This is a genomic window from Streptomyces sp. B93, assembly GCF_018070565.1.
In the GTDB taxonomy this organism is placed as follows: Bacteria; Actinomycetota; Actinomycetes; order Streptomycetales; family Streptomycetaceae; genus Streptomyces.
Genome location: NZ_JAGPXL010000023.1, coordinates 1 through 24,048, shown reverse-complemented (window position 1 = coordinate 24,048; position 24,048 = coordinate 1). Strand labels below are relative to the sequence as shown.

Annotated in this window: 25 protein-coding genes and 1 tRNA gene; 10 read left to right on the top strand and 16 right to left on the bottom strand. The window is 72.7% G+C overall.

The features are described from left to right. Window positions 1-214: 214 nt before the first annotated feature. A complete protein-coding gene (locus KBY47_RS21845) occupies window positions 215-1,690 on the bottom strand; it encodes an MFS transporter (protein ID WP_282108433.1) in 1,476 nt (491 codons plus the stop codon). 90 nt (window positions 1,691-1,780) lie between these two features. After that, on the bottom strand, window positions 1,781-2,272 hold the full coding sequence (locus KBY47_RS21840; RefSeq protein WP_210923229.1) for a MarR family winged helix-turn-helix transcriptional regulator: 492 nt from the start codon (window positions 2,270-2,272) through the stop codon (window positions 1,781-1,783). An 81-nt stretch (window positions 2,273-2,353) separates the two neighbouring features. Between KBY47_RS21840 and KBY47_RS21835 the strand changes: the two genes are divergently transcribed. The 6 genes from KBY47_RS21835 to KBY47_RS21810 all read left to right on the top strand — a co-directional run bounded on the left by KBY47_RS21835 (window position 2,354) and on the right by KBY47_RS21810 (window position 10,077). After that, a complete protein-coding gene (locus tag KBY47_RS21835; protein WP_210923227.1) occupies window positions 2,354-3,271 on the top strand; it encodes a DUF2797 domain-containing protein in 918 nt (305 codons plus the stop codon). Window positions 3,272-3,346: 75 nt separating this feature from the next. Then, window positions 3,347-4,087 carry a response regulator transcription factor gene (locus KBY47_RS21830; protein WP_210923226.1) on the top strand — a complete coding sequence of 247 codons (741 nt, stop codon included), beginning with the start codon at window positions 3,347-3,349 and terminating at the stop codon, window positions 4,085-4,087. Next, a complete protein-coding gene (locus KBY47_RS21825; RefSeq protein WP_210923224.1) occupies window positions 4,084-5,685 on the top strand; it encodes a HAMP domain-containing sensor histidine kinase in 1,602 nt (533 codons plus the stop codon). The genes KBY47_RS21830 and KBY47_RS21825 overlap by 4 nt, the downstream gene beginning before the upstream one ends. A 14-nt stretch (window positions 5,686-5,699) precedes the next feature. Next, window positions 5,700-7,088, top strand: a complete 1,389-nt coding sequence (locus KBY47_RS21820; RefSeq protein ID WP_210923221.1) for a bifunctional glycosyltransferase family 2/GtrA family protein — start codon at window positions 5,700-5,702, stop codon at window positions 7,086-7,088. Beyond that, window positions 7,085-9,190 (top strand): glycosyltransferase family 39 protein, encoded by a 2,106-nt coding sequence (locus KBY47_RS21815; RefSeq protein WP_210923219.1) that lies wholly within the window; start codon window positions 7,085-7,087, stop codon window positions 9,188-9,190. The genes KBY47_RS21820 and KBY47_RS21815 overlap by 4 nt, the downstream gene beginning before the upstream one ends. A gap of 185 nt (window positions 9,191-9,375) precedes the next feature. Next, entirely contained in the window at window positions 9,376-10,077 is a 702-nt protein-coding gene (locus tag KBY47_RS21810) for a TetR/AcrR family transcriptional regulator (protein WP_210923217.1), read from the top strand. 25 nt (window positions 10,078-10,102) lie between these two features. On the opposite strand, the gene KBY47_RS21805 is transcribed toward KBY47_RS21810, so the two are convergent. Further along, window positions 10,103-10,573 (bottom strand): PPOX class F420-dependent oxidoreductase, encoded by a 471-nt coding sequence (locus KBY47_RS21805; protein WP_210923215.1) that lies wholly within the window; start codon window positions 10,571-10,573, stop codon window positions 10,103-10,105. A 309-nt stretch (window positions 10,574-10,882) separates the two neighbouring features. Here KBY47_RS21805 and KBY47_RS21800 point away from each other — a divergent pair, with 309 nt between their 5' ends. Both KBY47_RS21800 and KBY47_RS21795 read left to right on the top strand, forming a co-directional pair. Continuing rightward, complete coding sequence (locus KBY47_RS21800; protein ID WP_247695042.1) at window positions 10,883-11,533, top strand: GAF and ANTAR domain-containing protein; 651 nt, start codon at window positions 10,883-10,885, stop codon at window positions 11,531-11,533. A 49-nt stretch (window positions 11,534-11,582) separates the two neighbouring features. After that, window positions 11,583-12,335 carry a GAF and ANTAR domain-containing protein gene (locus tag KBY47_RS21795; RefSeq protein ID WP_210923211.1) on the top strand — a complete coding sequence of 251 codons (753 nt, stop codon included), beginning with the start codon at window positions 11,583-11,585 and terminating at the stop codon, window positions 12,333-12,335. Here the strand turns inward: KBY47_RS21795 and KBY47_RS21790 are convergent. From KBY47_RS21790 to KBY47_RS21780, 3 genes are all read right to left on the bottom strand, one after another. Then, the gene (locus KBY47_RS21790; protein WP_210923208.1) at window positions 12,312-13,136 is read right to left on the bottom strand and encodes a YceI family protein; all 825 of its coding nucleotides are present in this window, start codon (window positions 13,134-13,136) and stop codon (window positions 12,312-12,314) included. The two genes, KBY47_RS21795 and KBY47_RS21790, sit on opposite strands and share 24 nt — an antisense overlap. Window positions 13,137-13,238: 102 nt before the next feature. Continuing rightward, complete coding sequence (locus KBY47_RS21785) at window positions 13,239-15,725, bottom strand: MFS transporter (RefSeq protein ID WP_210923206.1); 2,487 nt, start codon at window positions 15,723-15,725, stop codon at window positions 13,239-13,241. A gap of 13 nt (window positions 15,726-15,738) precedes the next feature. Then, window positions 15,739-16,254, bottom strand: coding sequence for a MarR family winged helix-turn-helix transcriptional regulator (locus KBY47_RS21780; RefSeq protein WP_210923204.1), 516 nt, complete (start codon window positions 16,252-16,254; stop codon window positions 15,739-15,741). Between the two features lie 228 nt (window positions 16,255-16,482). Between KBY47_RS21780 and KBY47_RS21775 the strand changes: the two genes are divergently transcribed. After that, window positions 16,483-16,677 carry a hypothetical protein gene (locus KBY47_RS21775; RefSeq protein WP_210923201.1) on the top strand — a complete coding sequence of 65 codons (195 nt, stop codon included), beginning with the start codon at window positions 16,483-16,485 and terminating at the stop codon, window positions 16,675-16,677. Window positions 16,678-16,706: 29 nt separating this feature from the next. Here the strand turns inward: KBY47_RS21775 and KBY47_RS21770 are convergent, their stop codons facing one another. The 9 genes from KBY47_RS21770 to KBY47_RS21730 form a co-directional block, all read right to left on the bottom strand. Next, window positions 16,707-17,612, bottom strand: a complete 906-nt coding sequence (locus tag KBY47_RS21770) for a hypothetical protein (RefSeq protein WP_247695037.1) — start codon at window positions 17,610-17,612, stop codon at window positions 16,707-16,709. Between the two features lie 59 nt (window positions 17,613-17,671). After that, window positions 17,672-18,592: an RNA polymerase sigma factor SigF gene (locus KBY47_RS21765; RefSeq protein ID WP_210923199.1), complete on the bottom strand. Its 921-nt coding sequence runs from the start codon at window positions 18,590-18,592 to the stop codon at window positions 17,672-17,674. Between the two features lie 294 nt (window positions 18,593-18,886). Next, window positions 18,887-19,726, bottom strand: a complete 840-nt coding sequence (locus KBY47_RS21760; RefSeq protein WP_308405229.1) for an RNA polymerase sigma factor SigF — start codon at window positions 19,724-19,726, stop codon at window positions 18,887-18,889. Window positions 19,727-19,957: 231 nt separating this feature from the next. Beyond that, window positions 19,958-20,251 (bottom strand): Dabb family protein, encoded by a 294-nt coding sequence (locus tag KBY47_RS21755; RefSeq protein WP_210923196.1) that lies wholly within the window; start codon window positions 20,249-20,251, stop codon window positions 19,958-19,960. Then, window positions 20,248-20,427, bottom strand: a complete 180-nt coding sequence (locus KBY47_RS21750; protein WP_210923194.1) for a hypothetical protein — start codon at window positions 20,425-20,427, stop codon at window positions 20,248-20,250. Before KBY47_RS21750 ends, KBY47_RS21755 begins: the two co-directional genes overlap by 4 nt. 111 nt (window positions 20,428-20,538) lie before the next feature. Continuing rightward, a tRNA-Ser gene (locus tag KBY47_RS21745) sits at window positions 20,539-20,623 on the bottom strand. Window positions 20,624-20,706: 83 nt separating this feature from the next. Then, entirely contained in the window at window positions 20,707-21,138 is a 432-nt protein-coding gene (gene tadA / locus KBY47_RS21740; protein ID WP_247695041.1) for a tRNA adenosine(34) deaminase TadA, read from the bottom strand. A gap of 77 nt (window positions 21,139-21,215) precedes the next feature. After that, window positions 21,216-21,743, bottom strand: a complete 528-nt coding sequence (locus KBY47_RS21735) for a hypothetical protein (RefSeq protein ID WP_210923356.1) — start codon at window positions 21,741-21,743, stop codon at window positions 21,216-21,218. A 269-nt stretch (window positions 21,744-22,012) separates the two neighbouring features. Then, window positions 22,013-22,150 carry a hypothetical protein gene (locus KBY47_RS21730; RefSeq protein ID WP_210923190.1) on the bottom strand — a complete coding sequence of 46 codons (138 nt, stop codon included), beginning with the start codon at window positions 22,148-22,150 and terminating at the stop codon, window positions 22,013-22,015. A gap of 435 nt (window positions 22,151-22,585) precedes the next feature. On the opposite strand from KBY47_RS21730, the gene upp reads away from it, so the two are divergent. After that, window positions 22,586-23,221, top strand: coding sequence for a uracil phosphoribosyltransferase (gene upp / locus KBY47_RS21725; RefSeq protein WP_210923188.1), 636 nt, complete (start codon window positions 22,586-22,588; stop codon window positions 23,219-23,221). A 26-nt stretch (window positions 23,222-23,247) separates the two neighbouring features. Here upp and KBY47_RS21720 read toward each other — a convergent pair whose 3' ends face one another. Beyond that, window positions 23,248-23,862, bottom strand: coding sequence for a LytR C-terminal domain-containing protein (locus KBY47_RS21720; protein ID WP_210923354.1), 615 nt, complete (start codon window positions 23,860-23,862; stop codon window positions 23,248-23,250). Window positions 23,863-24,048 lie beyond the last annotated feature (186 nt).

Genomic DNA, 24,048 nt, shown 5'->3' with positions numbered 1-24,048 from the left:
GACCGGGCGGGGCCTGGCCCGCCGGGTTCCGGTTCTCGGTCTCCTGCGTGTGCGCCTGGCCCTTACAGGACGGCTGCTGGCCGCCCGGCTCCGCAGCGCTCGGGTTGGTGCAGGAGATGTCCACCGGCTGGATCTTGGCGCCGGCGACGCCCGCGCTGCCCAGGCTCAGTGCGACTGCCGCGCCCATGGCCGCGATCGCCGCGCCGAGACCCGGTCAGGCGCGCGGGCGGCGCGGCAGCGTCCAGGCCACTGCCATCGCCGTGACGATCAGGCCCGTGCCCACCGCGAAGGCCAGGTGGTGGCCGGACGTCAGGGCCTCGGGGCGGGGTGTGCCGGTGGTGCGGAGGGAGTCCGTGCGGGCGGCGGCCAGGGTGGAGAGGACCGCCACGCCGAGGGCCATGCCGATCTGCTGGGTGGTGTTGAACAGGCCGGAGGCGAGTCCGGCGTCGTCCGGACCCGCGCCCGACATGCCGAGGGAGGTCAGGGCGGGCAGGGCCAGCCCGAAGCCGGAGGCCAGCAGCATCAGCGGGAAGACGTCCGTGAGGTAGTCCGCGTCGGAGGGGAGGCGGGTCAGCAGGGCCAGGAGGGCCGCGAGCAGGGTGAGGCCCGCCAGGAGGACCCGGCGTTCGCCGAAACGGGCGTTCAGGCGGGCCGAGACGCCGAGCGAGATCACGCCGATGACCACCGCCGCCGGGAGCATCGCGAGGCCCGTCTCCAGGGCGCCGTAGCCGAGGACCTGCTGGAGGTGGAGGGCGACCAGGATCTGGAAGGAGAACAGCGCCGCGACCATGAGGATCTGGACCAGGTTGGCCCCGGCCACGTTGCGGGAGCGGAGGATGCGCAGCGGCATCAGGGGCGTGCGGGCCTTCGCCTGCCGGACGGTGAACGCCGTGAGGAGCAGGAGGGACAGGGTGCCCAGCGTCAGGGTGGGCGCCGCCGTCCAGCCCGTCCGTTCCACCTGGACCACCGCGTAGATGCCCAGCACCAGGCCCGCCGTGATCAGCAGCGCGCCCAGCGCGTCGGCGCCGGCCCGCAGCCCCAGACCGCGGTCGGCGGGGAGGGCGTACGCGCCCACGGCGAGGGCGGCGAGGCCGATCGGCAGGTTGATGTAGAAGATCCAGTGCCAGTTCAGGGCGTCCGTGAGGACTCCGCCGAGTACCTGGCCGATGGAGGCGCCCGCGGCGCCGGTGAAGCTGAACACCGCGATCGCGCGGGCCCGTTCGGCGGGGCGCGGGAAGAGCGTGACCAGGATGCCCAGGCCCACCGCCGAGGCCATCGCGCTGCCGACGCCCTGGAGGAAGCGGGCGGCGACGAGGGCGGTGCCGGAGGTGGCCGCGCCCGCCAGGACCGAGGCGGCCGTGAAGACCGCGGTGCCCGCCAGGAACATGCGTTTGCGGCCGACGAGGTCGCCCAGCCGGCCCGCGAGGAGCAGCAGGCTGCCGAAGGCGATCAGGTAGGCGTTGACGACCCAGCTGAGGCCCGCCGGGGTGAAGCCGAGGTCCCGTTGGACGGCCGGCATCGCCACGGTCACGATGCTGCCGTCCAGCACGACCATCAGCATGCCCGTGGCGATCACGCCCAGGGCGAGGTGGCGCCGGGCCTCCGGTGCGGGTGGCTGTTCCCCGGTGGCCGTGTTCTTGAGTTCCGTGGTGCGGGTCGCGGACATGGTCTCCCCCTGCTCGTCCGGCATGGCATGGCGATAGAGAGACCGTAGCAGATAGTTTGGTTACAGACTATTTGTTTCGGGATCGATGAAGGTGCGCGTCCGTGAGGTGCGCGGCTAGCCGCCGCTGCGCTGGCGTGCCCTGCGCGCCCCCTGGGGGCTCTCCGCCGGGGTGCCGAGCGCGCCCGTGGCCAGGCGGTTCATCAGGCGCAGGAACACCTCGCGCTCGTCCGGGGCCAGGTCCGCGAGGGCCTCCCGGTGGACCCCGTCGACGATCTCCTGGCTGCGTTCCGCGAGACGGGCGCCCTCCTCCGTCACCGCGATGATCCGGGCCCGGCGGTCCTTGCTGGAGGGGCGGCGCTCGGCGAGGCCCGCCTTCTCCAGGGCGTCCACCGTCGAGACCATCGTCGTCTTGTCCATGTCGCCGATCTCGGCCAGCTGGATCTGGGTGCGCTCCTCCTCCAGGGCGTGGACCAGCACGCAGTGCATGCGCGGGGTGAGGTCGATCTCCGCCAGCGCCGCGGCCATGCGGGTGCGCAGGACATGGCTGGTGTGGTCGAGGAGGTAGGAGAGGTCCGGTTCGGTGCGGGCGGGGGCCATGGCTGTCATGCCGCCCAGGATAGAGGTTCGGTTGGTTGCGGATTATCCGGAAGATGACGTTGTCAGTGGTGCCGCCTACGCTCGTGGGTGATGGCACAGACATGGAAGTGCTCGGGGCTGCGGTGGGTGTCGGGGCGGCCCGTGCTGGCGTGGGACGGGGGACGCAGGAGTGAGCTGGTCCGGGGGAAGCGGGTGGCCTTCGGGGTCGTCGAAGGGGGTGAGCGGGTCTGTGCGGGGGCGCGGGGGAACCCCTGCCCGGTGCGGGCCGTGGTGCCGGGGCGGAGCACCGGGGGGCGGTGCGACACCTGCGGGCGGCTGGACCGGGCGCACTCCGTCGCGGCCGACACGGTCGCCGACGACCCCCGGCCGTACCACGTCTACCTGGCCTGGTTCGGTCCCGGCATGGTCAAGGTCGGGATCACGGCCGTCGAGCGCGGGTCGGCGCGGCTGCTGGAACAGGGGGCCGTCTGCTTCAGCTGGCTCGGCGCCGGGCCGCTGATGGCGGCCCGGCGGGCCGAGGAGCTGCTGCGCGCCGCGCTGGGCGTGCCGGACCGGATCCCGTACGGCGCCAAGCGGGCGGTGCGGTCGGCGTTGCCGGAGGCCGAGGGGGAACGGGCCGCCGAGATCGCCGAGTTGCACGCGCGTGCGGTACGACTGCCCCAGTGGCCCGAGTCGTTGGCCAGGGAGCCGTTCCGGGCGGTGGACCACATCGGCGCGTTCGGGCTGGGCGGGGTGCCCGGCGCCGTGGGGGAGGTGAGCGAGCTGGCCGCCGGGGGCCGGGTGAGCGGGGAGCTGGTGGCCGCCGCCGGGCCCGATCTGCACCTGGCGGTCGCGGGGGCGGGCGCGGGGACGCGGGCGGTGGTCGTGCTCGACACACGGCTGATGGCGGGATGGGAGCTGGTGGCGGCCACCGGGGAGGCCGGAGGCACCGAGGGCGCTGGTGAAGTGACCTTCCCCGTCCGGCGGTTCAAGGCCGCCGCCGGTCCCCTCCAGGACGGCCTCTTCTGACGGGGGTGCCCTTTCTCAGACAAATCACAGGCTCCCGAAAGCGTGCTCTCAGAGCCTGTGGACAGGGTGGTCCGCATGACCACGACCTCGCCCCAGGGGCGCACCGAACTGCTGAGGCCGGACGGGAGCCCCGTCCGGGTGCTCGTCGTGGACGACGAGCTGTCGATCACGGAGCTGCTGTCGATGGCCCTGCGCTACGAGGGCTGGCAGATCCGCACCGCGGGGGACGGGCACGGCGCCGTCCAGGCCTCGCGGGAGTTCCGGCCGGACGCCGTCGTCCTGGACATGATGCTGCCGGACATGGACGGGCTGACCATCCTCGGACGGCTGCGGCGGGAGCTGCCGGACGTGCCGGTGCTCTTCCTGACCGCCAAGGACGCGGTGGAGGACCGGATCGCCGGGCTCACCGCGGGCGGGGACGACTACGTCACCAAGCCGTTCTCCCTCGAAGAGGTGGTCGCACGGCTGCGCGGGCTGATCCGCCGGTCGGGCGCCGCCGACCGGCGCTCCGAGTCGATGCTCGTCGTCGGTGACCTCACCCTCGACGAGGACAGCCACGAGGTCACGCGCGGCGGGGACTCCATCCACCTCACCGCGACCGAGTTCGAGCTGCTGCGCTTCCTGATGCGCAACCCGCGGCGGGTGCTCAGCAAGGCGCAGATCCTGGACCGCGTGTGGTCCTACGACTTCGGCGGGCAGGCCAACGTCGTCGAGCTGTACATCTCCTACCTGCGGCGGAAGATCGACGCCGGGCGTGAGCCGATGATCCACACCCGGCGCGGCGCCGGTTACCTGATCAAGCCCGCGGCCTCGTGACGGGGCGCGGACGCCGACGGCCGCGTCCCCCGCGGGGCCCGGGGCGCCAGCCGCGCACCCTGCGGACGCGGCTCGTCGTCGCGTCCGTGGTGCTGATCGCCGTGGTCTGCGCGGTGATCGGCACGGTCACCACCCTCGCCCTGCGCTCGCACCTCTACGAGCAACTCGACGGGCAGCTGCGGGAGGTGGCGGTGCGGGCCGAGGGCTTCGGCCCGCCCGGGGACCTCAAGGACGGCACCACCCTCGACGACGGGCAGGCCATCCCCCTCGACGACTTCGTCACCCGCGGCCCGCAGCCCCAGGGCACCATCGCCGCCGAGATCCAGAACGGCACCGTCACCGACGCGCGGATCGGCGAGAAGACCGCGGACGGCCTGGACATGGCCGCCGAGCCGCTCACCGAGGCGCAGATCGCCGCGCTCTCCACCGTCGCCCGGCACAAGGGCGAGCCGGAGACCGTCGACCTCCCCGGCCTCGGCGGCTACCGCGTCGAGTACACCAGCGGCCCCAACGGCAGCTACTACGTCGCCGTCCCCACCGCCGGTGTCACCGGCACCATCAACACCCTGATCCTCGTCGAGGTCAGCGTCACCGCCGCCGGTCTGGTCGCCGCGTCCCTCGCCGGTGCCGCCATCGTCGGGGTCGCCCTGCGCCCGCTGCGCCGGGTCGCCGCCACCGCCACCCGGGTCTCCGAACTGCCCCTGCACAGCGGCGAGGTCAACCTCGACGAACGCGTACCGGAGTCCGAGTGCGACCCGCACACCGAGGTCGGCCGCGTCGGTGCCGCCCTCAACCGCATGCTCGACCACGTCCACGGCGCCCTGCACGCCCGCCAGCGCAGCGAGACCCGGGTACGGCAGTTCGTCGCGGACGCCAGCCATGAACTGCGCACCCCGCTCGCCTCCATCCGCGGCTACGCCGAGCTGACCCGGCGCGGCCGGGAGCAGGTCGGGCCCGACACCCGGCACGCCCTCGGGCGGATCGAGTCGGAGGCGGGCCGGATGACCCTGCTCGTGGAGGACCTGCTGCTGCTCGCCCGACTGGACGCGGGCCGCCCCCTCCAGTTCGAGCAGACCGATCTCGTACCGCTGGTCATCGACACCGTCAGCGACGCGCGCGCCGCGGGCCGGGACCACGTGTGGCGGCTCGACCTGCCCGACGAACCCGCCCTGGTCGTGGCGGACGCCGCCCGGCTGCAACAGGTGCTGGTCAACCTGCTGGCCAACGCCCGTACCCACACCCCGCCCGGTACGACCGTCACCGCGCGGGTGCGCCGTGACGGCGGCCGGCTGTGCGTGGACGTCGAGGACGACGGGCAGGGCATCCCCGCCGAACTGCTCCCCCATGTCTTCGAACGGTTCGCCCGCGGTGACTCCGGGCGCTCCCGCGCCACCGGCTCGACCGGCCTCGGCCTCGCCATCGTGCAGGCCGTGGCGGCGGCGCACGGCGGTGCCGTGACCGTCGACAGCGTGCCCGGACGGACCGTGTTCACGGTCCATCTGCCCGCGCTCGACGGCCCCGGGGCCGCGTACGCCTACGAGGCGGCGTACTCACAGGCGCAGCACAGCCTCACCACACGGGTGCGACAGGGCGCCTGAGAAGAGTCGGTGGCATGCGAACCGACTCTTCTCCCGGCACCCTGCCGGCGCGGGAGCACCTCCCGGCCGGAGACGCCGGTACGCCTGTCCTGGACGTAGTGATCCCCGTCTACAACGAGGAGAAGGACCTCCAGCCGTGCGTGCTGCGGCTGCACGAGCACCTCACGCGGACCTTCCCGTACGCCTTCCGCATCACCATCGCGGACAACGCCTCCACCGACGCCACCCCGCTGGTCTCCCGGCACCTCGCCGAGCGCATCCCCGAGGTGCGGGCCGCACGGCTGGAGCAGAAGGGGCGCGGGCGCGCGCTGCGCGCGGTGTGGTCCGCGTCCGACGCCCCCGTGCTCGCCTACATGGACGTCGACCTGTCCACCGACCTCAACGCGCTGCTCCCGCTGGTCGCCCCACTCATCTCCGGTCACTCGGACCTGGCGATCGGCTCCCGGCTCGCGCGCTCCTCACGGGTCGTGCGCGGCGCGAAGCGGGAGTTCATCAGCCGCTCGTACAACCTCATTCTGCGCGGCTCCCTCCAGGCCCGCTTCTCCGACGCCCAGTGCGGGTTCAAGGCGATCCGCCGGGACGTGGCGCAGGCACTGCTGCCGCTGGTGGAGGACACCGGCTGGTTCTTCGACACCGAGCTGCTGGTGCTCGCGGAGCGGGCCGGGCTGCGCATCCACGAGGTGCCCGTCGACTGGGTCGACGACCCCGACTCCACCGTCCACCTCGTCCGGACGGCGACCGACGACCTCAAGGGCGTCTGGCGGGTGGGCCGGGCCCTGGCCACCGGTTCACTGCCGCTGGACCGGCTCGCCCGACCCTTCGGTGACGATCCGCGCGACCGCGAGATCAAGGACGTACCCGGCCAGCTGGCCCGCCAACTCGTCGGCTTCTGTGTCGTCGGCGGCCTCTCCACCCTCTTCTACCTGCTCCTCTACACCGGCTTCCGCTCCTTCACCGGCTCCCAGGCCGCCAACGCGCTCGCGCTGCTGGTCTCCGCCGTCGCCAACACGGCGGCCAACCGGCGCCTCACCTTCGGGGTGCGCGGCCGGGGCGGCGCCGTACGGCACCAGGCGCAGGGCCTCGTCGTCCTCGGCATCGGCCTCGCCCTCACCAGCGGCTCCCTGGCCGCCCTCAACACCGCGACCTCCGACCCCGCCCACTCCACCGAGCTGGCCGTACTGATCGCCGCCAACCTCGCGGCGACCGTGCTGCGGTTCCTGCTCTTCCGGGCCTGGGTGTTCCCCGAACAGCGCGACCCGGGCCTCCTGCGCGCCATGCCCGCCCAGCGCGGGGCGCCCGAGCGGGGCGGAGCGCCCGAGTGGCCGGAGACGGCCGCCGCCGACGCCACGATGCCGCTCCAGCCGGTGCGCCCGCACGACACCCACCCGAGGGACTTCCGATGACCACGACCACCCTGCACGGCCCGCCGGCCGCCACCTCCACGGCGCACGCCGCACCCGGCACGTCCTTCCCCCGGCGGCTGTGGCGCGGACGCCCCGAGGACTCCCGCTGGGTGCGCCCCGCATTCCTCGGCACGCTGCTGCTGATCGGCGCGCTCTACACCTGGAACCTCACGGCGTCCGGCTACGCCAACTCCTTCTACTCCGCGGCCGTACAGGCGGGCAGCCAGTCCTGGAAGGCGATGTCCTTCGGCTCGCTGGACGCGGCGGGCGCCATCACCGTCGACAAGCCCCCGGCGTCCCTGTGGCCGATGGCCCTGTCCGTGCGGCTGCTCGGCCTCAACTCCTTCGCGATCCTCTTCCCGCAGGTGCTGATGGCGGTCGCGACGGCCGGTGTGCTGTACGCCTCCGTGCGCCGCCGGTTCGGCGCGGGCGCCGGTTTCCTCACCCTCGCGGCCTTCGCGCTGACGCCGGTCGCCGCGCTGATGTTCCGCTTCAACAACCCCGACGCCGCGCTCGCCCTGCTGATGGCCGTCGCCGTGTACTGCACCCAGCGCGCCCTGGAGGAGGCGCGGACCAAGTGGCTGATGTGGGCCGGGGCCGCGATCGGCCTCGCGTTCCTGGTCAAGACGCTCCAGGCGTTCCTGATCCTGCCGGTGCTGGCGCTCGTCTACGTCGTGTGCGCGCCGACCGGCCTGAGGAGGCGCGTCGGGCAGGTGCTGCTCGCCGGGCTCACCATGGCCGTCGCGGGCGGCTGGTGGGTGGCGGTCGTCGAACTGTGGCCCGCGTCCTCACGCCCGTACATCGGCGGCTCGCAGAACAACTCCTTCCTGGAGCTGACCTTCGGCTACAACGGCCTGGGCCGTATCAACGGCGAGGAGACCGGCAGCGTCGGCGGGGGCCAGGGCGGCGGCTGGGGCGAGACCGGCTGGGACCGGATGTTCAGCTCCACCATCGGCGGCCAGATCTCCTGGCTGATCCCGGCCGCGCTGATCCTGCTGGTGGCGGCGCTCGTCGCGACCCGCGGGGCGGGCCGTACGGACGCCACCCGCGCCCTCTTCCTGCTCTGGGGCGGCTCCCTGCTGATCACCACGGTGATCTTCAGCTATATGCAGGGCATCTTCCACGAGTACTACACCGTCGCCCTCGCCCCCTACATCGCCCCGCTGACCGGCATGGGCGCCGCCCTGCTGTGGCGCGAGCGGCGGCGCGGCTGGGCGGCGCTGACGACCGCCGCGGCGACGACGGCCACGGCCGCCTGGGGATACGTGCTGCTCAACCGCTCCGCCGACTACCACCCCTGGCTGAAGTGGCTGGTGCTGGTGGGCGGCCTGGTGGCCGCGCTCGGGCTGCTGTTCGTGGCGCGGCTGGGACGTCGACTCGCCCTGGGGGTCGCGGGGTTGGCGGTGGTCACCGGGCTGGCCGGTCCCGCCGCGTACACCCTCACGACGCTGGGCGAGGGGCACACCGGTTCGATCGTCACCGCCGGTCCGACGGTCGCGGGCGGTAGGGGCGGCGGCCCCGGCGGAGGCACGGGCGGCGGCCCCGGCGGCGGCTTCCCCGGCCAGAACCAGCCGGGCCAGCAGGGCCAGCAGGGCCAGCAGGGCCAGCAGGGCCAGCAGGGCCAGGGGAACGGCCAGCTCCCCCAACAGCCCCCGAACGGGACCTTCCCCGACCAGAACCAGCAGACCACCCCCGGCGGCGGTACGGCGGACGGCGGCGGCATGACCGGTGGCGGTGGCGCCATGGGCGGCCTCCTCAACGGCTCCACCGTCAGCGACGAGGCCGAGGAGCTGCTGGAGACGGACGCGGGCGACTACACCTGGGTGGCCGCCGCCATCGGCTCCCAGAACGCCGCGAGCTACCAACTCGCCACCGGTGAACCCGTGATGGCCATCGGGGGCTTCAACGGCACCGACCCGTCGCCGACACTGGCCCAGTTCAAGGAGTACGTGGCGGCGGGCAGGATCCACTACTTCATCGCGGGCGGCGGCATGGGCGGCGGCATGGGCGGTGACAGCGAGATCACCACCTGGGTCCAGGAGAACTTCAAGGAGGTGACGGCCGGTTCGGCCACCTTCTACGACCTGACTCGGCCGAACTGACCGGAAGGGAAGCGGGGAACTGCCGGCGGCGGCGTTGTCGCGGCGGGCGGAGCGGGAAGACGCCTCATGACCCGGGCGGCACGGCATTCCCGCGGCCGCGGGTCGTGATGGGTCGACCGCGCAGTTCCCCGCTCCCCTGGGGCGGGGAGGCCGACCGGCGTTCGAGACGCTCAGGAAGGTTCCCCATGGCGAAGGACGGCGCGGCGGGGCGGGCGGCGCGGGTCAGTGTGTGGCTGGTGGACCGGCCGCGCCGGAGCGGGCGGGGCGGTGGGCAGCCGTCGGGGCTCGACCGGGAGCGGATCACCGAGGTGACCGTGCGGCTGCTGGACGCGGAGGGGCTGGCCGGGTTCTCGATGCGGCGGCTGGCGGCCGAGCTGAACGTGACGGCGATGTCCGTCTACTGGTACGTCGACACCAAGGACGACCTCCTCGAACTCGCACTCGACGCCGTCCACGGCGAACTGAGGCTGCCCGCCCCGGAGGCCGACACCGCGGACTGGCACGAGCAACTGCGCGCCCTCGCCCACGAGTACCGGGCGCTGCTGGTGCGCCACCCCTGGCTGTCCCCGCTCGTCGGGACGTACCTCAACATCGGCCCGAACTCGCTGGCGTTCTCCCGCGCCGTACAGCGCGTGATCCGCAGGACCGGGCTGCCCGCGCACGGCATCTCAGGGGCGATCTCGGCCGTTTTTCGCTTCGTCTACGGCTACGGCACCGTCGAGGGCCACTTCCTGGCCCGCGGCGCCGACTTCGGGATGACCCCCGACGACTGTTTCCGGCACTCCGTGGAGACGGTCACCGGGGCGCCGGAGACGCTGGAGCGGGACTTCGTCTTCGCGCTGGACCTGCTGATCGCGGGCATCGAGGCGATGACGGCCCGAGGCTGAACGCCGCCGGGCACGGGCTGCCTGCCTACCTCTCCTCCACCAGCCGCGACGGGAACCCTCCCGTAGCCACCGGACCCCACCGCTCCGGGGTGACCCGGATGATCGACTTGCCCTGCTTGACCATGGCCGCCCGGTACTCGTCCCAGTCCGGGTGGTCACCGGCGATGTTGCGGTAGTACTCCACCAGCGGCTCCACCGAGTCGGGCGCGTCGATGACCTCGGCCGTGCCGTCGATCTGGACCCACGGCCCGTTCCAGTCGTCGCTGAGGACCACGAGGGTGACCCGGTCGTCCCGCTTGGCGTTGCGGGTCTTGGCCCGCTCGGGATAGGTGGAGACCACGATCCGCCCGGAGTCGTCGACCCCGCAGGTCAGCGGCGACGCCTGAGGGCCGCCGTCGGACCGCCGGGTGATCAGCAGGGCCCGGTGCCGGGGCCGTACGAAGTCCAGCAACTCGGACAGGGACACTCGGGTGGTGGTCGCGATGTTCGGTGCCATGTCGGCAGCCTAGACACTTCGCGGCTAGAGTGCTGTTCATCCTGTGCTCGCAGTCGGGAATGTGCTGCGGAGCTTTTCTGCGCACGGCCTCTTCGGCCGTGCATGCCGAAGAGGTTCGTGGTGACTGCGTCTGAGTTCTTTGGTGTGCCCGATATCCCGGCCCAGCCGGCCGACTCCCCGGGGTCCGACAGCGCGGCCGACGCCGCCGCGCCGCCCGTTCCCGAGCCCGGCGACGCGGGAGCCGGCGGTGCGGGAGCCGACGGCGCCGCCGAGCCCGTCGGGCCCGGTGCGTCCCCGGGCGGTTTCGAGCTGGCCGAGGCGCTGGCGGTGGCCGCCCGCCAGCTGCACGACGCCAGCACCTCGCAGGGCACCCTGCACACCGCGGTCCGGCTCGCCGTCCGTCTGCTGCCCGGCGCCGAGCACGCCGCCGTCTCGGTGGTCGAGCGGGGCGACGGGCACCGCACCGTCGCCTGGTCCGACGACCTGGTCCGGGCCGCGCAGAGAACCCCCTCCCCCTACTGGACGGCCCTGTGGCACAGCCCCGTGGTCCGCCTCCAGGACGACGAGACCGGCGCCGGGCCCGGGGCCACGGGCGCGATGCCCGGCCCGGGGCTGCGCTCGGCGCTCGCGCTGCGGCTGCGGGCGGACCGCGGCCGCCTCACCGTGCTCACGGCGTACGCCCGGGTGCCGCGCGCCTTCGACGACACGGCCGCCCGCGTCGGCCGCCTGTTCACCGAGCACGTGAGCCTCGCGCTCGCGTCGGCGACGGAACGGGAGCAGCTCGCCGAGGCGCTGCGCTCCCGCGATGTGATCGGCCAGGCCATCGGCATCCTGATGGAGCGCCTCGGCATAGACGCGGCGGACGCCTTCGCCACCCTGGTGAGCGTCTCCCAGCGGGAGAACGTCAAGCTCCGTGACCTGGCCCAGCGCCTGGTCGGCGAGCCCCGGGGCACCACGTGACGAACCCGTCCGCTGCCTCAACCCGCTCATCGGGGGTATCCGTACGGCCATGAGTCCCGAGACGTCCGACACCCTGGAAATGGCGATGGTGCGCAGCAGCGGTCTCGACACTCTGCTGCACGACCTGACCGACCGCGCGGTCGACGAGGTGAGCGGTGCCGCCGCGTGCAGCATCACCGTGCGCCGCTCCGGGCGGCTGCTCACCCTCGCGGGCAGCGCCGGCCTGCCCGGCGGGCTCGACCAGCGCCAGTACGAGAACGGCTCGGGGCCCTGCGTGCAGGCCGCCGAGACGCAGGTCGAGCAGTACGCCCCCGATCTGGCCGAGGAGAGCCGCTGGCCCGGCTACCGGGAGTACGCGCTGTCGGCGGGCGTGCGCTGCGTCCTGGCCCTGCCGCTCGCCGTCGAACCGGAGACGGGCGCGGCGATCAACTTCTACGGCACCGAACCCGGCTCGCTCGGCAGCGACCGGGCGACGGCACGGGCCTTCGCCGCCCGCGCCGCGGACACGATCGCCGTGGCGCTGCGCATCGAACGCGAGCGCACCTCGGCGGCCGACGTCCGCTCCGCGCTGCTCTCCCGCAGCGTCATCGACCAGGCCATCGGCATCCTCATGGCGCAGGAACGGGTCAGCGCCCAGATCGCCCTGGCCCGGCTGCGGCGCCTGTCGCAGGACCGCAACGTCAAGCTGCGGGACCTGTGCGGGGCGCTGGTGGCGAAGGTCGGCGGCGCGGACGGCGCCCGCCCCGGGATGCCTCGCCGCCGACCGGACGGGCGGCCCTCACCCGACCCCGGCCGACGGTGACCCGCCCCACACCGCCTGGATGTCCAGCTCCACCTTCAGCGTCGTACCGATCGCGGCGATGCCCGCCACCACCTGGTTGTAGTTCATCGCGAAGTCCCCGCGGCGCAGTTCCGTGGTCGCGTGGAAGGCGGCGCGGGTGCCGCCCCACGGGTCGGCGCCGGTGCCCTGGTGGGCGAGGTCGAGGTCGACGGGGCGTACGACGCCGCGCAGGCGCAGTTCGCCGTGGACGGTCCAGCGGTCGGGGCCGGCCGGGGTCAGCCCGGTGGAGCGGTAGGCGATCTCCGGGTGGCGCTCGACGTCGAGGAAGTCCTCGGAGCGCAGGTGGGTGTCGCGCACGGCGTTCCCGGTGTCGATGGAGTCGGCCCGGATCACCGCCTCCACCCGGGACTTGGTGACGTCGTCGGGCGCGATCCCGATCGTCGCCGCGAAGTCCGTGAACCGGCCCCGCACGCTGGAGATCCCCAGGTGCCGCGCCACCGCGGCGACGCCGGAGTGCGCCGGATCGACCGTCCACGTCCCCGGCGGCGGCAGCTCGGCGCCACCCTGCCGGGCCAGCGTCACCGTCCCCGCCTCGGCCCGCCCGCTCGCGGTGACCAGCGCGCCCACGGCGGCGGGCGCGTACCCGACGGCGGTGACGATCACCGTGTACGCCCCCGGCTCCAGCGGTGTCCCGTCCCGTACGGCGCCCTCGGCGTCGGCCTCGGCGCGCAGCACCTGCGCCCCGCGCATGTCGGTCACCGTGACGACCGCGTGCGACACGGCCCATCCGTCCCGGGTACGAATCCTCGCGGTCAGTCCCATCTCACCCAACTCCTGATCACTCACAGAGAACCGGCCCGGGAAGCGCGCCACCGCTACAGAGCGCGCCCCCCGGGCCGGGGCCTCGGCCGTCGGCCTACCCGGTCACTCGGCCGGGTGGGCCAGCTCGACGTCCTGGCCGTCCACGCCCGCCCCGGCGACCGTCACCGCGGTCGCCACCGGCGGGTATCCGGTCGCGATGACCGTGTACTCGCCGCCGTCGAGGTCGGTGAAGGCGTACGCCCCGTCCGCCCCGGTGGTGGCCGAGCCGACCACGTTGCCCGCCGCGTCGACCAGCGTCACGCGGGCGTCGGCGAGCGGCCCGTGCGCAGCGCGTACGACACCCCGCACCCGCGCCCCGGCCTCCAGCCCGACCTCGATCCGGGTGACACCGGTGCCGCCCACCTCGACCGGCAGTGCGCTCGGCCGGAACCCGGCGGCGTTCACCGCGACGGTCACGGCACCCGGCACCAGCTCGGTGAAGGAGAACTCGCCCCGCTCACCGGTGGTCCCCCCGGCCAGCAGGTCTCCGCGCACATCGGTGACGACGACCATCGCGTCCGGCACGGGCTCCCCGCCCCCCTTGGCCCGCACCAGCCCGCTCAGCCCACTGGTGCCGCTGAGCAGGACGTCGTACGACAGCGGCTCGTCGTTGACGACGACGGTGGACGCCTGCGGCTGGAACCCGTCCGCGGAGGCGATCAGGACGTACGAACCCGTGCCCGGCGCGTCCACCGTGTAGGAGCCGTCGGCCTGCGCGACCGAACGGCCCAGCTGGCGGCCGGAGAGTGAGATCAGCGTGACGGCGGCCCCCGGCACGGGCGCGTCCTCGGCGCCGCGGACCCGGCCACGGACGGGGATGCCGGTGGCCGCGGCGACGGGGGCGGCGGCCTCGGTGACGACCGGAGCGACCGGCGCCGCCGGAGGTACCGGGGCCGTGGAAGAGGCGGTCGAGGCCGTCGCGGCCACCGGGCCCTCCACCGTCGCCGACTTCTCCGCCGCCTGCGCCAGCGCCGAACTCGTCCGCAGCGGCACCTCCTTGATGAACACCGAGAAGACCAGCGCGAGCAGCGCGATGGGCGCCGCGTACAGGAACACGTCCGCGATGCCGTGGCCGTAGGCGCCCTCCACCACGGACCGCAGCGGTCCCGGCAGGGCGTCCATGTCGGGGATGCTGCCGGTGCCGTTGCCGGAGGCGGCCAGCTCGGCGGCGTACCGGGGGTCGAGGGTGGCGAGGCCGTCCCTCAGGTGGTCGGTGATGCGGTGGCTGAGCACGGCGCCCAGCGCGGAGACGCCCACCGCGCCGCCGAGGGAGCGGAAGAAGTTGACCACGGAACTGGCGGCGCCCAGATCGCTCGGGGCCACCTGGTTCTGCGTGCACAGCACCAGGTTCTGCATCATCATGCCGACGCCGAGGCCCAGCAGCGCCATGTAGACGCCGACGTGCCAGTACGCGGTGTCGTAGCGGATGGTGCCGAGCAGACCGAGCCCGCCGGTCACCAGCACGCCACCGGCCAGCAGCCACGCCTTCCAGCGCCCGGTGCGGGTGATGACCTGCCCGGAGACGGTGGAGGAGACGAAGAGTCCCGCGATCATCGGGATCGTCATCACGCCCGACATGCTCGGGGACTTGTCGCGGGCCAGCTGGAAGTACTGGCTGAAGAAGATGGTGCCCGCGAACATCGCGATGCCGACGAACAGTGAGGCCAGCGACGCCAGCGTGATGGTGCGGTTGCGGAACAGCCGCAGCGGGATGATCGGCTCCGACGCCTTCGACTCGACGAGCAGGAAGAGCGCCAGCAGCACCAGCGTGCCGCCCACCATGGAGTACGTCTGCACGGACGCCCAGTCGTACTTGTCACCGGCGAACGTCACCCAGATCAGCAGCAGACAGACCGCGGCGGTGATGAGGAAGGCGCCCGCCCAGTCGACCTTGACCTGACGCTTGACGACCGGGAGGTGCAGGGTGCGCTGGAGCACGACCAGGGCTATGACGGCGATGGGCACGGCGACGTAGAAGCACCAGCGCCAGCCGAGCCAGTCGGTGTCGGTGATCACGCCGCCGATCAGCGGGCCGCCGACCATCGCGGTCGCAAAGGTGGCGCCGAGGTAGCCGTTGTACCGGCCGCGCTCGCGCGGGGAGATCATCGCGGCCAGGATGATCTGCGCCAGCGAGGACAGACCGCCCATGCCGATGCCCTGCACGGCGCGGAAGGTGATCAGCGTGCCGGGGTTCTGCGAGAGCCCGGCCGCCGCGGAGCCGAGCACGAAGATCACCAGTGCCAGCTGGACGAGCAGCTTCTTGGAGACCAGGTCCGCGAGCTTGCCCCACAGCGGGGTGGACGCGGTCATCGTCAGCAGCGAGGCGGTCACGACCCAGGTGTAGGCGCTCTGGCCGCCGCCGAGGTCCTTGATGATCTGCGGCAGGGCGTTGGAGACGATCGTCGACGACAGGATCGCGACGAACATGCCCAGCAGCAGACCGGTGAGCGCCTCCATGATCTGCCGGTGCGTCATGGGGGCGTCACCGGACGGGTGGCCCCCTGAGGGCTTGGCGTGGGCCCGCACACCGGATGGTGTGGTCGTTGCCATGGGTTTCCTTTTCCTACTCAGCGTCTTCGGGTGTACGGGTGGTCGGTGCGGCCTGGGCAGCGGGCAGGGGCCGCGGCGGCGGGGCCCCGTGCGGCGTCGCGCGGCAGTCGTCGAAGCTCTCCCGCAGCCGGGTCATGAGCCGCACGAGCTGGCCGACCTCGTCGTCGGTCCAGTCGCTGAGCCGGTCGGCGAGCAGGGCGCTGCTGCGCCGGGACAGCTCGTCGAGCACGGCGTGTCCGGCCGGGGTCAGACGCAGGATGCGCGAGCGCTTGTCCGCGGGGTCGGGGGAGCGGACGATCCAGCCACGTCCGGCGACGTGGGCGACATGGCGGCTGGTGACCGACATGTCGACGGCGAGCAGCTCCGCGAGCTGGCCGATCCGCATGTCCCCGTGCCGGTCGAGCAGCGTCAGCACCGCCGCGGAGCCTCCCGGGCAGTTGGTGGGCAGCACCCGGCCGATCTCGCGTTTGACGGCCCCGAGAGCGCTGAGCTGACGGGTCAGCTCCTCGTACTGCGCCTGTCCGGCCATGGCCACTCCCGAGTTTGTTGCTTAGAGCAACCATAGAAACGATTGGTTGCTACAGGCAAACGAAAATCGTCAGGCGGGCATAAAAACTTGGCAAAGGCAAGTATTGGCAGATGTAAAGGTGCAGGTGGCGGCCGGTGACAGCGGATGACGCGGTCCTCCCGCGGGCCCAGACCCCTTCAGCAACCCCGCACTTGGGCCTCCCCGCCCTTTTCGCTAGTGTCTCGGGCCATGGCCAACACCCAGAACCCCCAGGGCAACCCGGACCCCGCGGGCAGCACCCAGATGTTCCGCGCGTTCGTCGACGAGGCCCCCCAGGGCCGACAGCAGCAGGCGGCCTCCTCCGGCCCCCGCGTCGGCCTGATCATCGGTGTCGTCGTCGCCGTCGCGATCGTCGCCGCGGTCGCCTGGCTCGCGCTGAAGTAACCGGACCGGGCGGGTCCGCTCCTGGTCCGCTACTCCCAGCGCACCGAGACGTCCCGCGTCTCCACCCGCATCCCCAGCGGCACCCGCCACCAGTCCACACACACCGTCCAGCTGCCCTCCTTCCGTACGCCGGGCCCGATCGGCGCCGGAAGGTCCACGGTCGACTCGACGGTGCCCCAGTCGATGCCGAGCGCGCCGATGATGTGGGTGCCGAAGGTCACCGTGCCCGAACGCACCGCGGTCGCGCCGGTGTTGTGGAAGGCGACGGTCACCTGCTCGCACCACCGCCGGTCCGCCGCCTCCCGCACGGGTTCTCCCACGCTCAGCACGGCGGGCCCGGGCGGGGCGGAGGACGCGGGCGGCGCGCTGGGCGCCGGGGACACCGATGTCGCAGGCGTACGACCGTCGGGGGCGCCGTCGCCCGGGACGGCGACGCCCGTGCCAGGGGCGCCGGGGGAGACGTCGGCGGCACCGTCCCCACGGGAACCACGGGAGCCCCGGGAGTCCTCGGAGTCACTGAAGCCACCGGACGCCGCCCCGGACTGACCGCCGCGGCCCTCCGATGCCGTCGGACCGGTCACCTCCCGCTCCCGGCCGACCGCCCCGTCGGCCCCCGCCGTTTCCCTCGCCCCCGCCGAGCCGCTCGCCGCACCCGGTCCGTCCAGGGGCACCAGCCGCACCCCGTCCGTCGGCCGTACCGCCGTACCGGACGAGGGCCCGGCCCCACCGCCCGCCGCGCCCACGGCGACCCGGCCGTCTCCCGGCCCGGCGCCGCCCCCGCAGCTGGCGAGAACGGCACCCGCGCAGACGACGGCCGCCGACGCGCCCAGGAGGACGCTCCGGCGGCCACGGACCCGGTCGGGCCCGGCCGGGTCGGCTGCCGCTGCCGTTGTTGCCTTCGCCTTCACCGTCGCCTTCGCCGTCGCTGGAAGCATCGCGACATGGTGGCTGACGATCCGTCAATTGTGAAGAGCGCGGCGGCCGACGCTGCCCGTCAGTCGGAGATGAGCCCCTCCCGCAGCTGCGCCAGCGTCCGGGTCAGCAGCCGGGAGACATGCATCTGGGAGATGCCGACCTCCTCGCCGATCTGCGACTGGGTCATGTTGGCGAAGAAGCGGAGCATGATGATCCGCCGTTCGCGGGGCGGCAGCTTGGCCAGCAGCGGCTTCAGCGACTCGCGGTACTCCACGCCCTCCAGCGCGGTGTCCTCGTAGCCGAGCCGGTCGGCCAGGGAGCCCTCGCCGCCGTCGTCCTCGGGGGCCGGGGAGTCGAGGGAGGAGGCGGTGTACGCGTTGCCGACCGCGAGGCCGTCGACGACGTCCTCCTCGGAGACGCCGAGCACGGCGGCCAGTTCGGTGACCGTCGGCGAGCGGTCCAGCTTCTGCGACAGCTCGTCGCTCGCCTTGGTGAGCGCCAGCCGCAGCTCCTGGAGGCGCCGGGGCACCCGCACCGACCAGGACGTGTCCCGGAAGAACCGCTTGATCTCGCCGACGACGGTCGGCATGGCGAAGGTCGGGAACTCGACCCCGCGCTCGCAGTCGAAGCGGTCGATCGCCTTGATGAGCCCGATCGTGCCGACCTGGACGATGTCCTCCATCGGCTCGTTGCGCGAGCGGAAGCGGGCCGCCGCGTACCGGACCAGGGGGAGGTTCAGCTCGATCAGGGTGTCCCGGACGTAGGCGCGCTCCGGGCTGTCCTCGCCGAGCGCGGCGAGCCGCAGGAACAGGGAGCGGGACAGGGTTCGGGTGTCGATGGCTTCCGAGGTCTCCGGAGCCGGGAGGGCCGGTTCCGGCGCGGCCGGGAGGGCCGGCACGTCGTCGATGGTGCCGATGGCGTCGAGCGCGTCGAGCGCCTCGGGCGCTGTCTCGCTCTTGCTGAGCGTGAGCACCTTCGAGCTGCCCTGTTCTGCGGACATGCCACCCCCTTTGGGTCGCGGGACGGTCGCGGCGGACGCTCCCGTCGAGGAACGCAGCCTTCACCTGAATACCGGAGCCGGGGCACCGGCAAACGCGCTTCCGGAAGAATGTCACATGTCGGCAACACGCTGTAGTGACATGTCGACATGTAAGACGCGGATAGACCCTGGAAACACGGGGTCTGACTGCGTTTCAGCGCAGAAGTGTCGGCATCCTCGCTGGTGAGCGATTCGCTCGTGAAGGTGATGGCTCGCTTCCGCTTTCGGTTGTGCGCCGGTGGAGTTCCGATGGACCTAGGCGTCGATCCGGTTGGCGGACCGCAACCGCTGGAAGCTACGCGCGAGTAGCCGCGAGACGTGCATCTGGGAGACGCCGAGTTCCGCACTGATCTGCGACTGGGTGAGGTTGCTGTAGTACCGCAGCAGCAGAATCCGCTGCTCCCGCTCCGGGAGTTGCACCAGCAGATGCCGTACGAGATCCCGGTGCTCCACGCCGTCCAGCGCGGGGTCCTCGTAGCCGAGCCGGTCCAGCAGCCCCGGCAGCCCGTCGCCCTCCTGGGCGGCCTCCAGGGAGGTCGCGTGGTACGACCGTCCGGCCTCGATGCAGGACAGCACCTCGTCCTCGGTGATCCGCAGCCGCTCGGCGATCTCGGAGGTGGTCGGGGAGCGCCCGAAGGCCGTGGTCAGGTCCTCGGTGGCGCTGTTGACCTGCACCCACAGCTCGTGGAGGCGACGCGGTACGTGGACGGTGCGGACGTTGTCGCGGAAGTACCGCTTGATCTCGCCGACGACGGTCGGCATGGCGAAGGTCGGGAACTGCACGCCCCGGTCCGGGTCGAAGCGGTCGATGGCGTTGATGAGGCCGATCGTGCCGACCTGGACGACGTCCTCCATCGGCTCGTTGCGGGAGCGGAAGCGGGCGGCGGCGTAGCGGACCAGCGGGAGGTTGGCCTCGATGAGCGCCCCGCGTACCCGGTCGTGCTCGGGCGTGCCCGGCTCCAACTCCTTGAGCTGGGCGAAGAGCACCTGCGTGAGCGCCCGGGTGTCGGCGCCCCGGCTGCGCTGTGGGGTGGCGGCCGGGGCGGGAGCCTCTTCCTGGGGCGGCGCAGTACTGGCCGACACGGTCAACGCCACCTCTTCTTCGGTCAAACTCTTCCGTCAACTCATCCGTCAAAAGCGGTCATAGCATCACAAGACATGTGCACTGTGTGCAAGCACCGCAAAGTGCCGTGTTGACGACGAATTTGGCGATAAGCGGCAGGAACGGGTAAGGGCTCCCGCCGTCTCGACGGGAGCCCCGGAAACGGGTGGCGGCGACCCGGCTCGGAACCGGGAAGCCCCGGCTCGGAACCGGGGAACCCCGGCTCAGAACTCGTAGTCGGCGATCACCCAGGTGGCGAACTCGCGCCAGAGCGCCACGCCCGCCTGGTGCTCGGGATGCTCCACGTACCGGCGCAGCGCGTCCGCGTCCTCGAAGGCCGAGTTGATCGCGAAGTCGTAGGCGATGGGCCGGTCGCTGAGGTTCCAGCCCAGCTCCCAGAAGCGGATCTCGGGGATCTTGCCGTCGAGCCCCTGGAAGGCCGCCACGCCCTCGGCCACGCGCGGGTCGTCGCGCTCCACACCCTCGGCGAGCTTGAAGAGGACCAGATGGCGGATCATGAGTCTCCTCCGTTGGCGACCCAGGTCGCGAAGTCGCCCAGGGCCTTGGCGGCGTCCGATATGCCCTCGAACCCTACCTGGACGTACTCTGCCGCCTTCTCCGGATCAGTGATGATCAGATAGAGCACGAAGACCACGAGCACATAGACGGCGATCTTCTTCGCGTTCACCGCCACCGCGGCCTCCCCTGTCTCCGCTGTTCACTGCTGCCCCGCCGTCCCCTGCCGCGGCGGAGCGCGCCCATGATCGCACGAAGGGCCCCGTCTTACGACGGGGCCCTTCTTCAGCGGTAGCGGAGGGATTTGAACCCTCGGTGACTTGCGCCACACTCGCTTTCGAGGCGAGCTCCTTCGGCCGCTCGGACACGCTACCGAGGGAGACCCTACCCCAAGGTGGGCCGTGGTCCGAAATCCGTTTCCGGTGGTGTGGGGGTGCGGCCCGGGGGTGCGAGGCGTTCAGCGGGCGCGGAAGAAATCGGTGAGCAGTCCGGCGCACTCGGCGGCGAGCACGCCCTCGACGACCTCGGGACGGTGGTTGAGCCGACGGTCGCGCACCACGTCCCACAGGGAACCGGCCGCGCCCGCCTTGTCGTCGCGGGCGCCGTAGACCACCCGGTCGACGCGGGACTGCACGATCGCGCCGGCGCACATCGTGCAGGGCTCCAGCGTCACCACGAGCGTGCAGTCGGTCAGCCGCCACTCGCCGAGCCGTGCCGCCGCACGGCGGATGGCGAGCACTTCCGCGTGGGCGGTCGGATCGCCGGTGGCCTCGCGTTCGTTGTGCCCGGCGGCGAGCACGGTCGTACCGTCGCCGGACAGGACGACGGCCCCCACGGGGACGTCACCGCCCCGGGCGGCCGCGCGGGCCTCGTCCAGGGCGAGCCGCATCGCGGCCCGCCAGGGATCACGCACGGGATCGCGCGGGGGTTCGTGTTCCCGCGCCCGGCGGGGTGCCTCGGGCGCGGTCAGCGGACGGTCTCCAGTACCTCCGAGGCGCCCAGGGCCTCGGCGATCTCGGTGAGCGCGTCCTCGGACAGCGACAGCAGCTCCTTCTCGCTGACGCCGAGGTCGTCGAGGACACCGGTGTCCCCGACCGGGCCGTGCGGTACGGCCTCGGCGGAGCCGCCGTCCTCGGAGTCGTCGTCCTCGTCCTCACCGTCCTCGGTGCCGTCGAGATCGAGGGCGTCCAGGTCGGTGTCGTCGTCTGCCGGTTCCCTGCCGAGCAGTTCGTCGGTCAGCAGGATCTCGCCGTAGCTGCTGCGGGCAGCGGCGGCGGCGTCCGAGACGTAGATCCGGGGGTCGTCCTCGCCGTCGACGCGGACGACGCCGAACCAGGCGTCCTCCTGCTCGATCAGGACGAGCACCGTGTCCTCGTCGGGAGAGGCTTCCCGGGCCAGGTCGGCCAGATCCGACAGGGTCTCCACATCGTCGAGCTCTGTGTCGCTCGCTTCCCACCCGTCTTCGGTGCGCGCGAGCAGTGCGGCGAAGTACACCGTGACTCTCCCACTGGTCATAGGCGTGCCGGTTGGGGGTCCCCCCGGCGGAGGTCGTGGGCGGCGATCGCTGGGCTCCCGAGCCCCACCCACTCGGAATCGTGGCAGAAACAAGGCGTTCAGGGGACGTCTTCGGCTCCCTGTGTCCGGTGGTTTTGATCGCACTTCCGCGTAGCACTCACCAGCACACTCGTTGCCGCCACCTGCGGATCGTACGCGGCTTTGGCCACCGGTCACGCACACCCACCGGATCTTCGGTGTCTTGGCCCCTACCAGCGGAACGTCCGCATACGCATCGCGTGCCGCAGCCGCGCCGCCTTCACCCGGCGCGGCTGCACCCGCGCCCGCAGCTCCCGGGCCTCCGCCAACTCCCGCAGGAACAAGGCCCTGCGCCGTCGCCGCTCCACGTCCGTCTCGCCCTCCGGCCCCGGCGGTGACGTGGCCGTACGCTCCGACCCGGCGCGCGGCGACCGGTCCGCGCGCGTGCCGGTCGCGGTGGCTGTGGGGTCCCCGTCCGACCGGTCGGGCGCGTCGCGCGAGGGCGTGCCAGTGCCAGTGCCATCGCCACCGCGACCGCCACCGCCGCCCCGACGGCGGTCGCCTACGCCGCCGAGGCCACCGCCATCCGAACGGCTCGCCTTCGCCGTACGGCTCCCTGAGCCCGTACGGCCCGCGGTGCCCCGCGGCTCGGACGTCCCGCGCGCGTGCGGGTCAGGCAGGTCAGGCAGGTCAGACATAGGCACACCACCCCGGTCCGTTCCTCCCCACCTTCCCCCGGACGGGCGGTTCAGTGCCACCGTCGGCGCGGCGCACGGGGGTCGGGGCGCGGTTACTGTTAGGGCATGCGTCTCCATGTCGTCGACCACCCCTTGGTCGCCCACAAGCTCACCACGCTGCGCGACCAGCGCACCGACTCCGCGACCTTCCGCCGTCTCGCCGACGAGCTGGTCACCCTGCTGGCCTACGAGGCCACCCGCGACGTGCGCACCGAGCAGGTCGACATCACCACGCCGGTCGCGCGGACCACCGGCGTGAAGCTCTCCCACCCGCGTCCGCTGGTGGTGCCGATCCTGCGGGCCGGGCTCGGCATGCTGGACGGCATGGTGCGGCTGCTGCCGACCGCCGAGGTGGGGTTCCTGGGCATGATCCGCAACGAGGAGACGCTCCAGGCCTCGACCTACGCCACCCGGATGCCGGAGGACCTGTCCGGCCGTCAGGTGTACGTGCTGGACCCGATGCTCGCCACCGGCGGCACCCTGGTCGCGGCGATCCAGGAGCTGATCAAGCGCGGCGCGGACGACGTGACGGCCGTGGTCCTGCTGGCCGCCCCCGAGGGCGTCGAGGTCATGGAGCGCGAACTCGCCGGTACGCCGGTCACCGTGGTCACCGCCTCGGTCGACGAACGGCTCAACGAGCACGGCTACATCGTCCCCGGCCTGGGCGACGCCGGGGACCGGATGTACGGCTCCGCCGAGTAACGCGTCCGGCACGGGGGCCGGACCGCTCAGCAGCCCTTGTCCGAGGGCTCCGGCCGCGGTGCCGTGAGCGCGGTGAGGGCCTTGTCCGCCTCGGCGGTGGTCGCCAGCCGCTTGAAGCCGTCGCCGATGATGAGGTCGACGGCGGCACCCTTGCGGGCGGCGTCGGTACGGCGTTCGGCGGCGGGCAGCTGGGTGCCGAGGACGGGCAGCGCGGTGTCGAGGGCGGTGGCCGGGCCGAGCAGCACACCGGCGCCCTTGACCCGCTTGTCGTACTCCTCGGTGGCGTTGCCCACCTCACCGATCCGGAAGCCGCGTTTCTTCAGCTCGTCCGCGGTCTTCTGGGCGAGACCGGCGCGCGTCGTGGCGTTGAGCACGTTGACGGTGATCCTGCGGGGCTCGGGCAGCGCCGCCGCCCGTGCCGCGCTCGGTGACGGGCTCGCCCCGGCCGGGCAGCCCGACCTGGTCCCGGCCGCCGAGGCCTTGTCGCCGCCCGTGAAGACGTCGATGAGCTGGAGCGTGCCCCAGCCGACCATGCCGAGCGCGGCGACGGAGGCGACGACGAGGAACACGAGCCTGCCACGCCGCCGGGGGCGTCGCATCCGCGGGTACTTGTCCCCCGTGATCCGGTACTGGCCGCCCATGCCGGGAGGAGTCAGCATGCTCATGAGCGCAGCGTAGTGCGCCCGGGCGGCGATGCCTACTAGGGTCTGTTGCGAAAGTGGATCTTGTTCGTTGATGATCACGTCCTGTGGGACGTGGGGATCTGACGAACGGCCAGTGGGCCCGGCTTGAGCCTTTGCTGCCGACGGGCATCAAGCCGGGTCGGC

What these genes read in the sequence shown, in the direction of transcription:
- KBY47_RS21845 (WP_282108433.1), bottom strand. Translation starts at nt 1,690, where the DNA reads ATGCCGGACGAGCAGGGGGAGACCATGTCCGCGACCCGCACCACGGAA.
- KBY47_RS21840 (WP_210923229.1), bottom strand. Translation starts at nt 2,272, where the DNA reads ATGACAGCCATGGCCCCCGCCCGCACCGAACCGGACCTCTCCTACCTC.
- KBY47_RS21835 (WP_210923227.1), top strand. Translation starts at nt 2,354, where the DNA reads ATGGCACAGACATGGAAGTGCTCGGGGCTGCGGTGGGTGTCGGGGCGG.
- KBY47_RS21830 (WP_210923226.1), top strand. Translation starts at nt 3,347, where the DNA reads ATGACCACGACCTCGCCCCAGGGGCGCACCGAACTGCTGAGGCCGGAC.
- KBY47_RS21820 (WP_210923221.1), top strand. Translation starts at nt 5,700, where the DNA reads ATGCGAACCGACTCTTCTCCCGGCACCCTGCCGGCGCGGGAGCACCTC.
- KBY47_RS21815 (WP_210923219.1), top strand. Translation starts at nt 7,085, where the DNA reads ATGACCACGACCACCCTGCACGGCCCGCCGGCCGCCACCTCCACGGCG.
- KBY47_RS21810 (WP_210923217.1), top strand. Translation starts at nt 9,376, where the DNA reads ATGGCGAAGGACGGCGCGGCGGGGCGGGCGGCGCGGGTCAGTGTGTGG.
- KBY47_RS21805 (WP_210923215.1), bottom strand. Translation starts at nt 10,573, where the DNA reads ATGGCACCGAACATCGCGACCACCACCCGAGTGTCCCTGTCCGAGTTG.
- KBY47_RS21795 (WP_210923211.1), top strand. Translation starts at nt 11,583, where the DNA reads ATGAGTCCCGAGACGTCCGACACCCTGGAAATGGCGATGGTGCGCAGC.
- KBY47_RS21790 (WP_210923208.1), bottom strand. Translation starts at nt 13,136, where the DNA reads ATGGGACTGACCGCGAGGATTCGTACCCGGGACGGATGGGCCGTGTCG.
- KBY47_RS21785 (WP_210923206.1), bottom strand. Translation starts at nt 15,725, where the DNA reads ATGGCAACGACCACACCATCCGGTGTGCGGGCCCACGCCAAGCCCTCA.
- KBY47_RS21780 (WP_210923204.1), bottom strand. Translation starts at nt 16,254, where the DNA reads ATGGCCGGACAGGCGCAGTACGAGGAGCTGACCCGTCAGCTCAGCGCT.
- KBY47_RS21775 (WP_210923201.1), top strand. Translation starts at nt 16,483, where the DNA reads ATGGCCAACACCCAGAACCCCCAGGGCAACCCGGACCCCGCGGGCAGC.
- KBY47_RS21770 (WP_247695037.1), bottom strand. Translation starts at nt 17,612, where the DNA reads ATGCTTCCAGCGACGGCGAAGGCGACGGTGAAGGCGAAGGCAACAACG.
- KBY47_RS21765 (WP_210923199.1), bottom strand. Translation starts at nt 18,592, where the DNA reads ATGTCCGCAGAACAGGGCAGCTCGAAGGTGCTCACGCTCAGCAAGAGC.
- KBY47_RS21755 (WP_210923196.1), bottom strand. Translation starts at nt 20,251, where the DNA reads ATGATCCGCCATCTGGTCCTCTTCAAGCTCGCCGAGGGTGTGGAGCGC.
- tadA (WP_247695041.1), bottom strand. Translation starts at nt 21,138, where the DNA reads ATGCGGCTCGCCCTGGACGAGGCCCGCGCGGCCGCCCGGGGCGGTGAC.
- upp (WP_210923188.1), top strand. Translation starts at nt 22,586, where the DNA reads ATGCGTCTCCATGTCGTCGACCACCCCTTGGTCGCCCACAAGCTCACC.
- KBY47_RS21720 (WP_210923354.1), bottom strand. Translation starts at nt 23,862, where the DNA reads ATGGGCGGCCAGTACCGGATCACGGGGGACAAGTACCCGCGGATGCGA.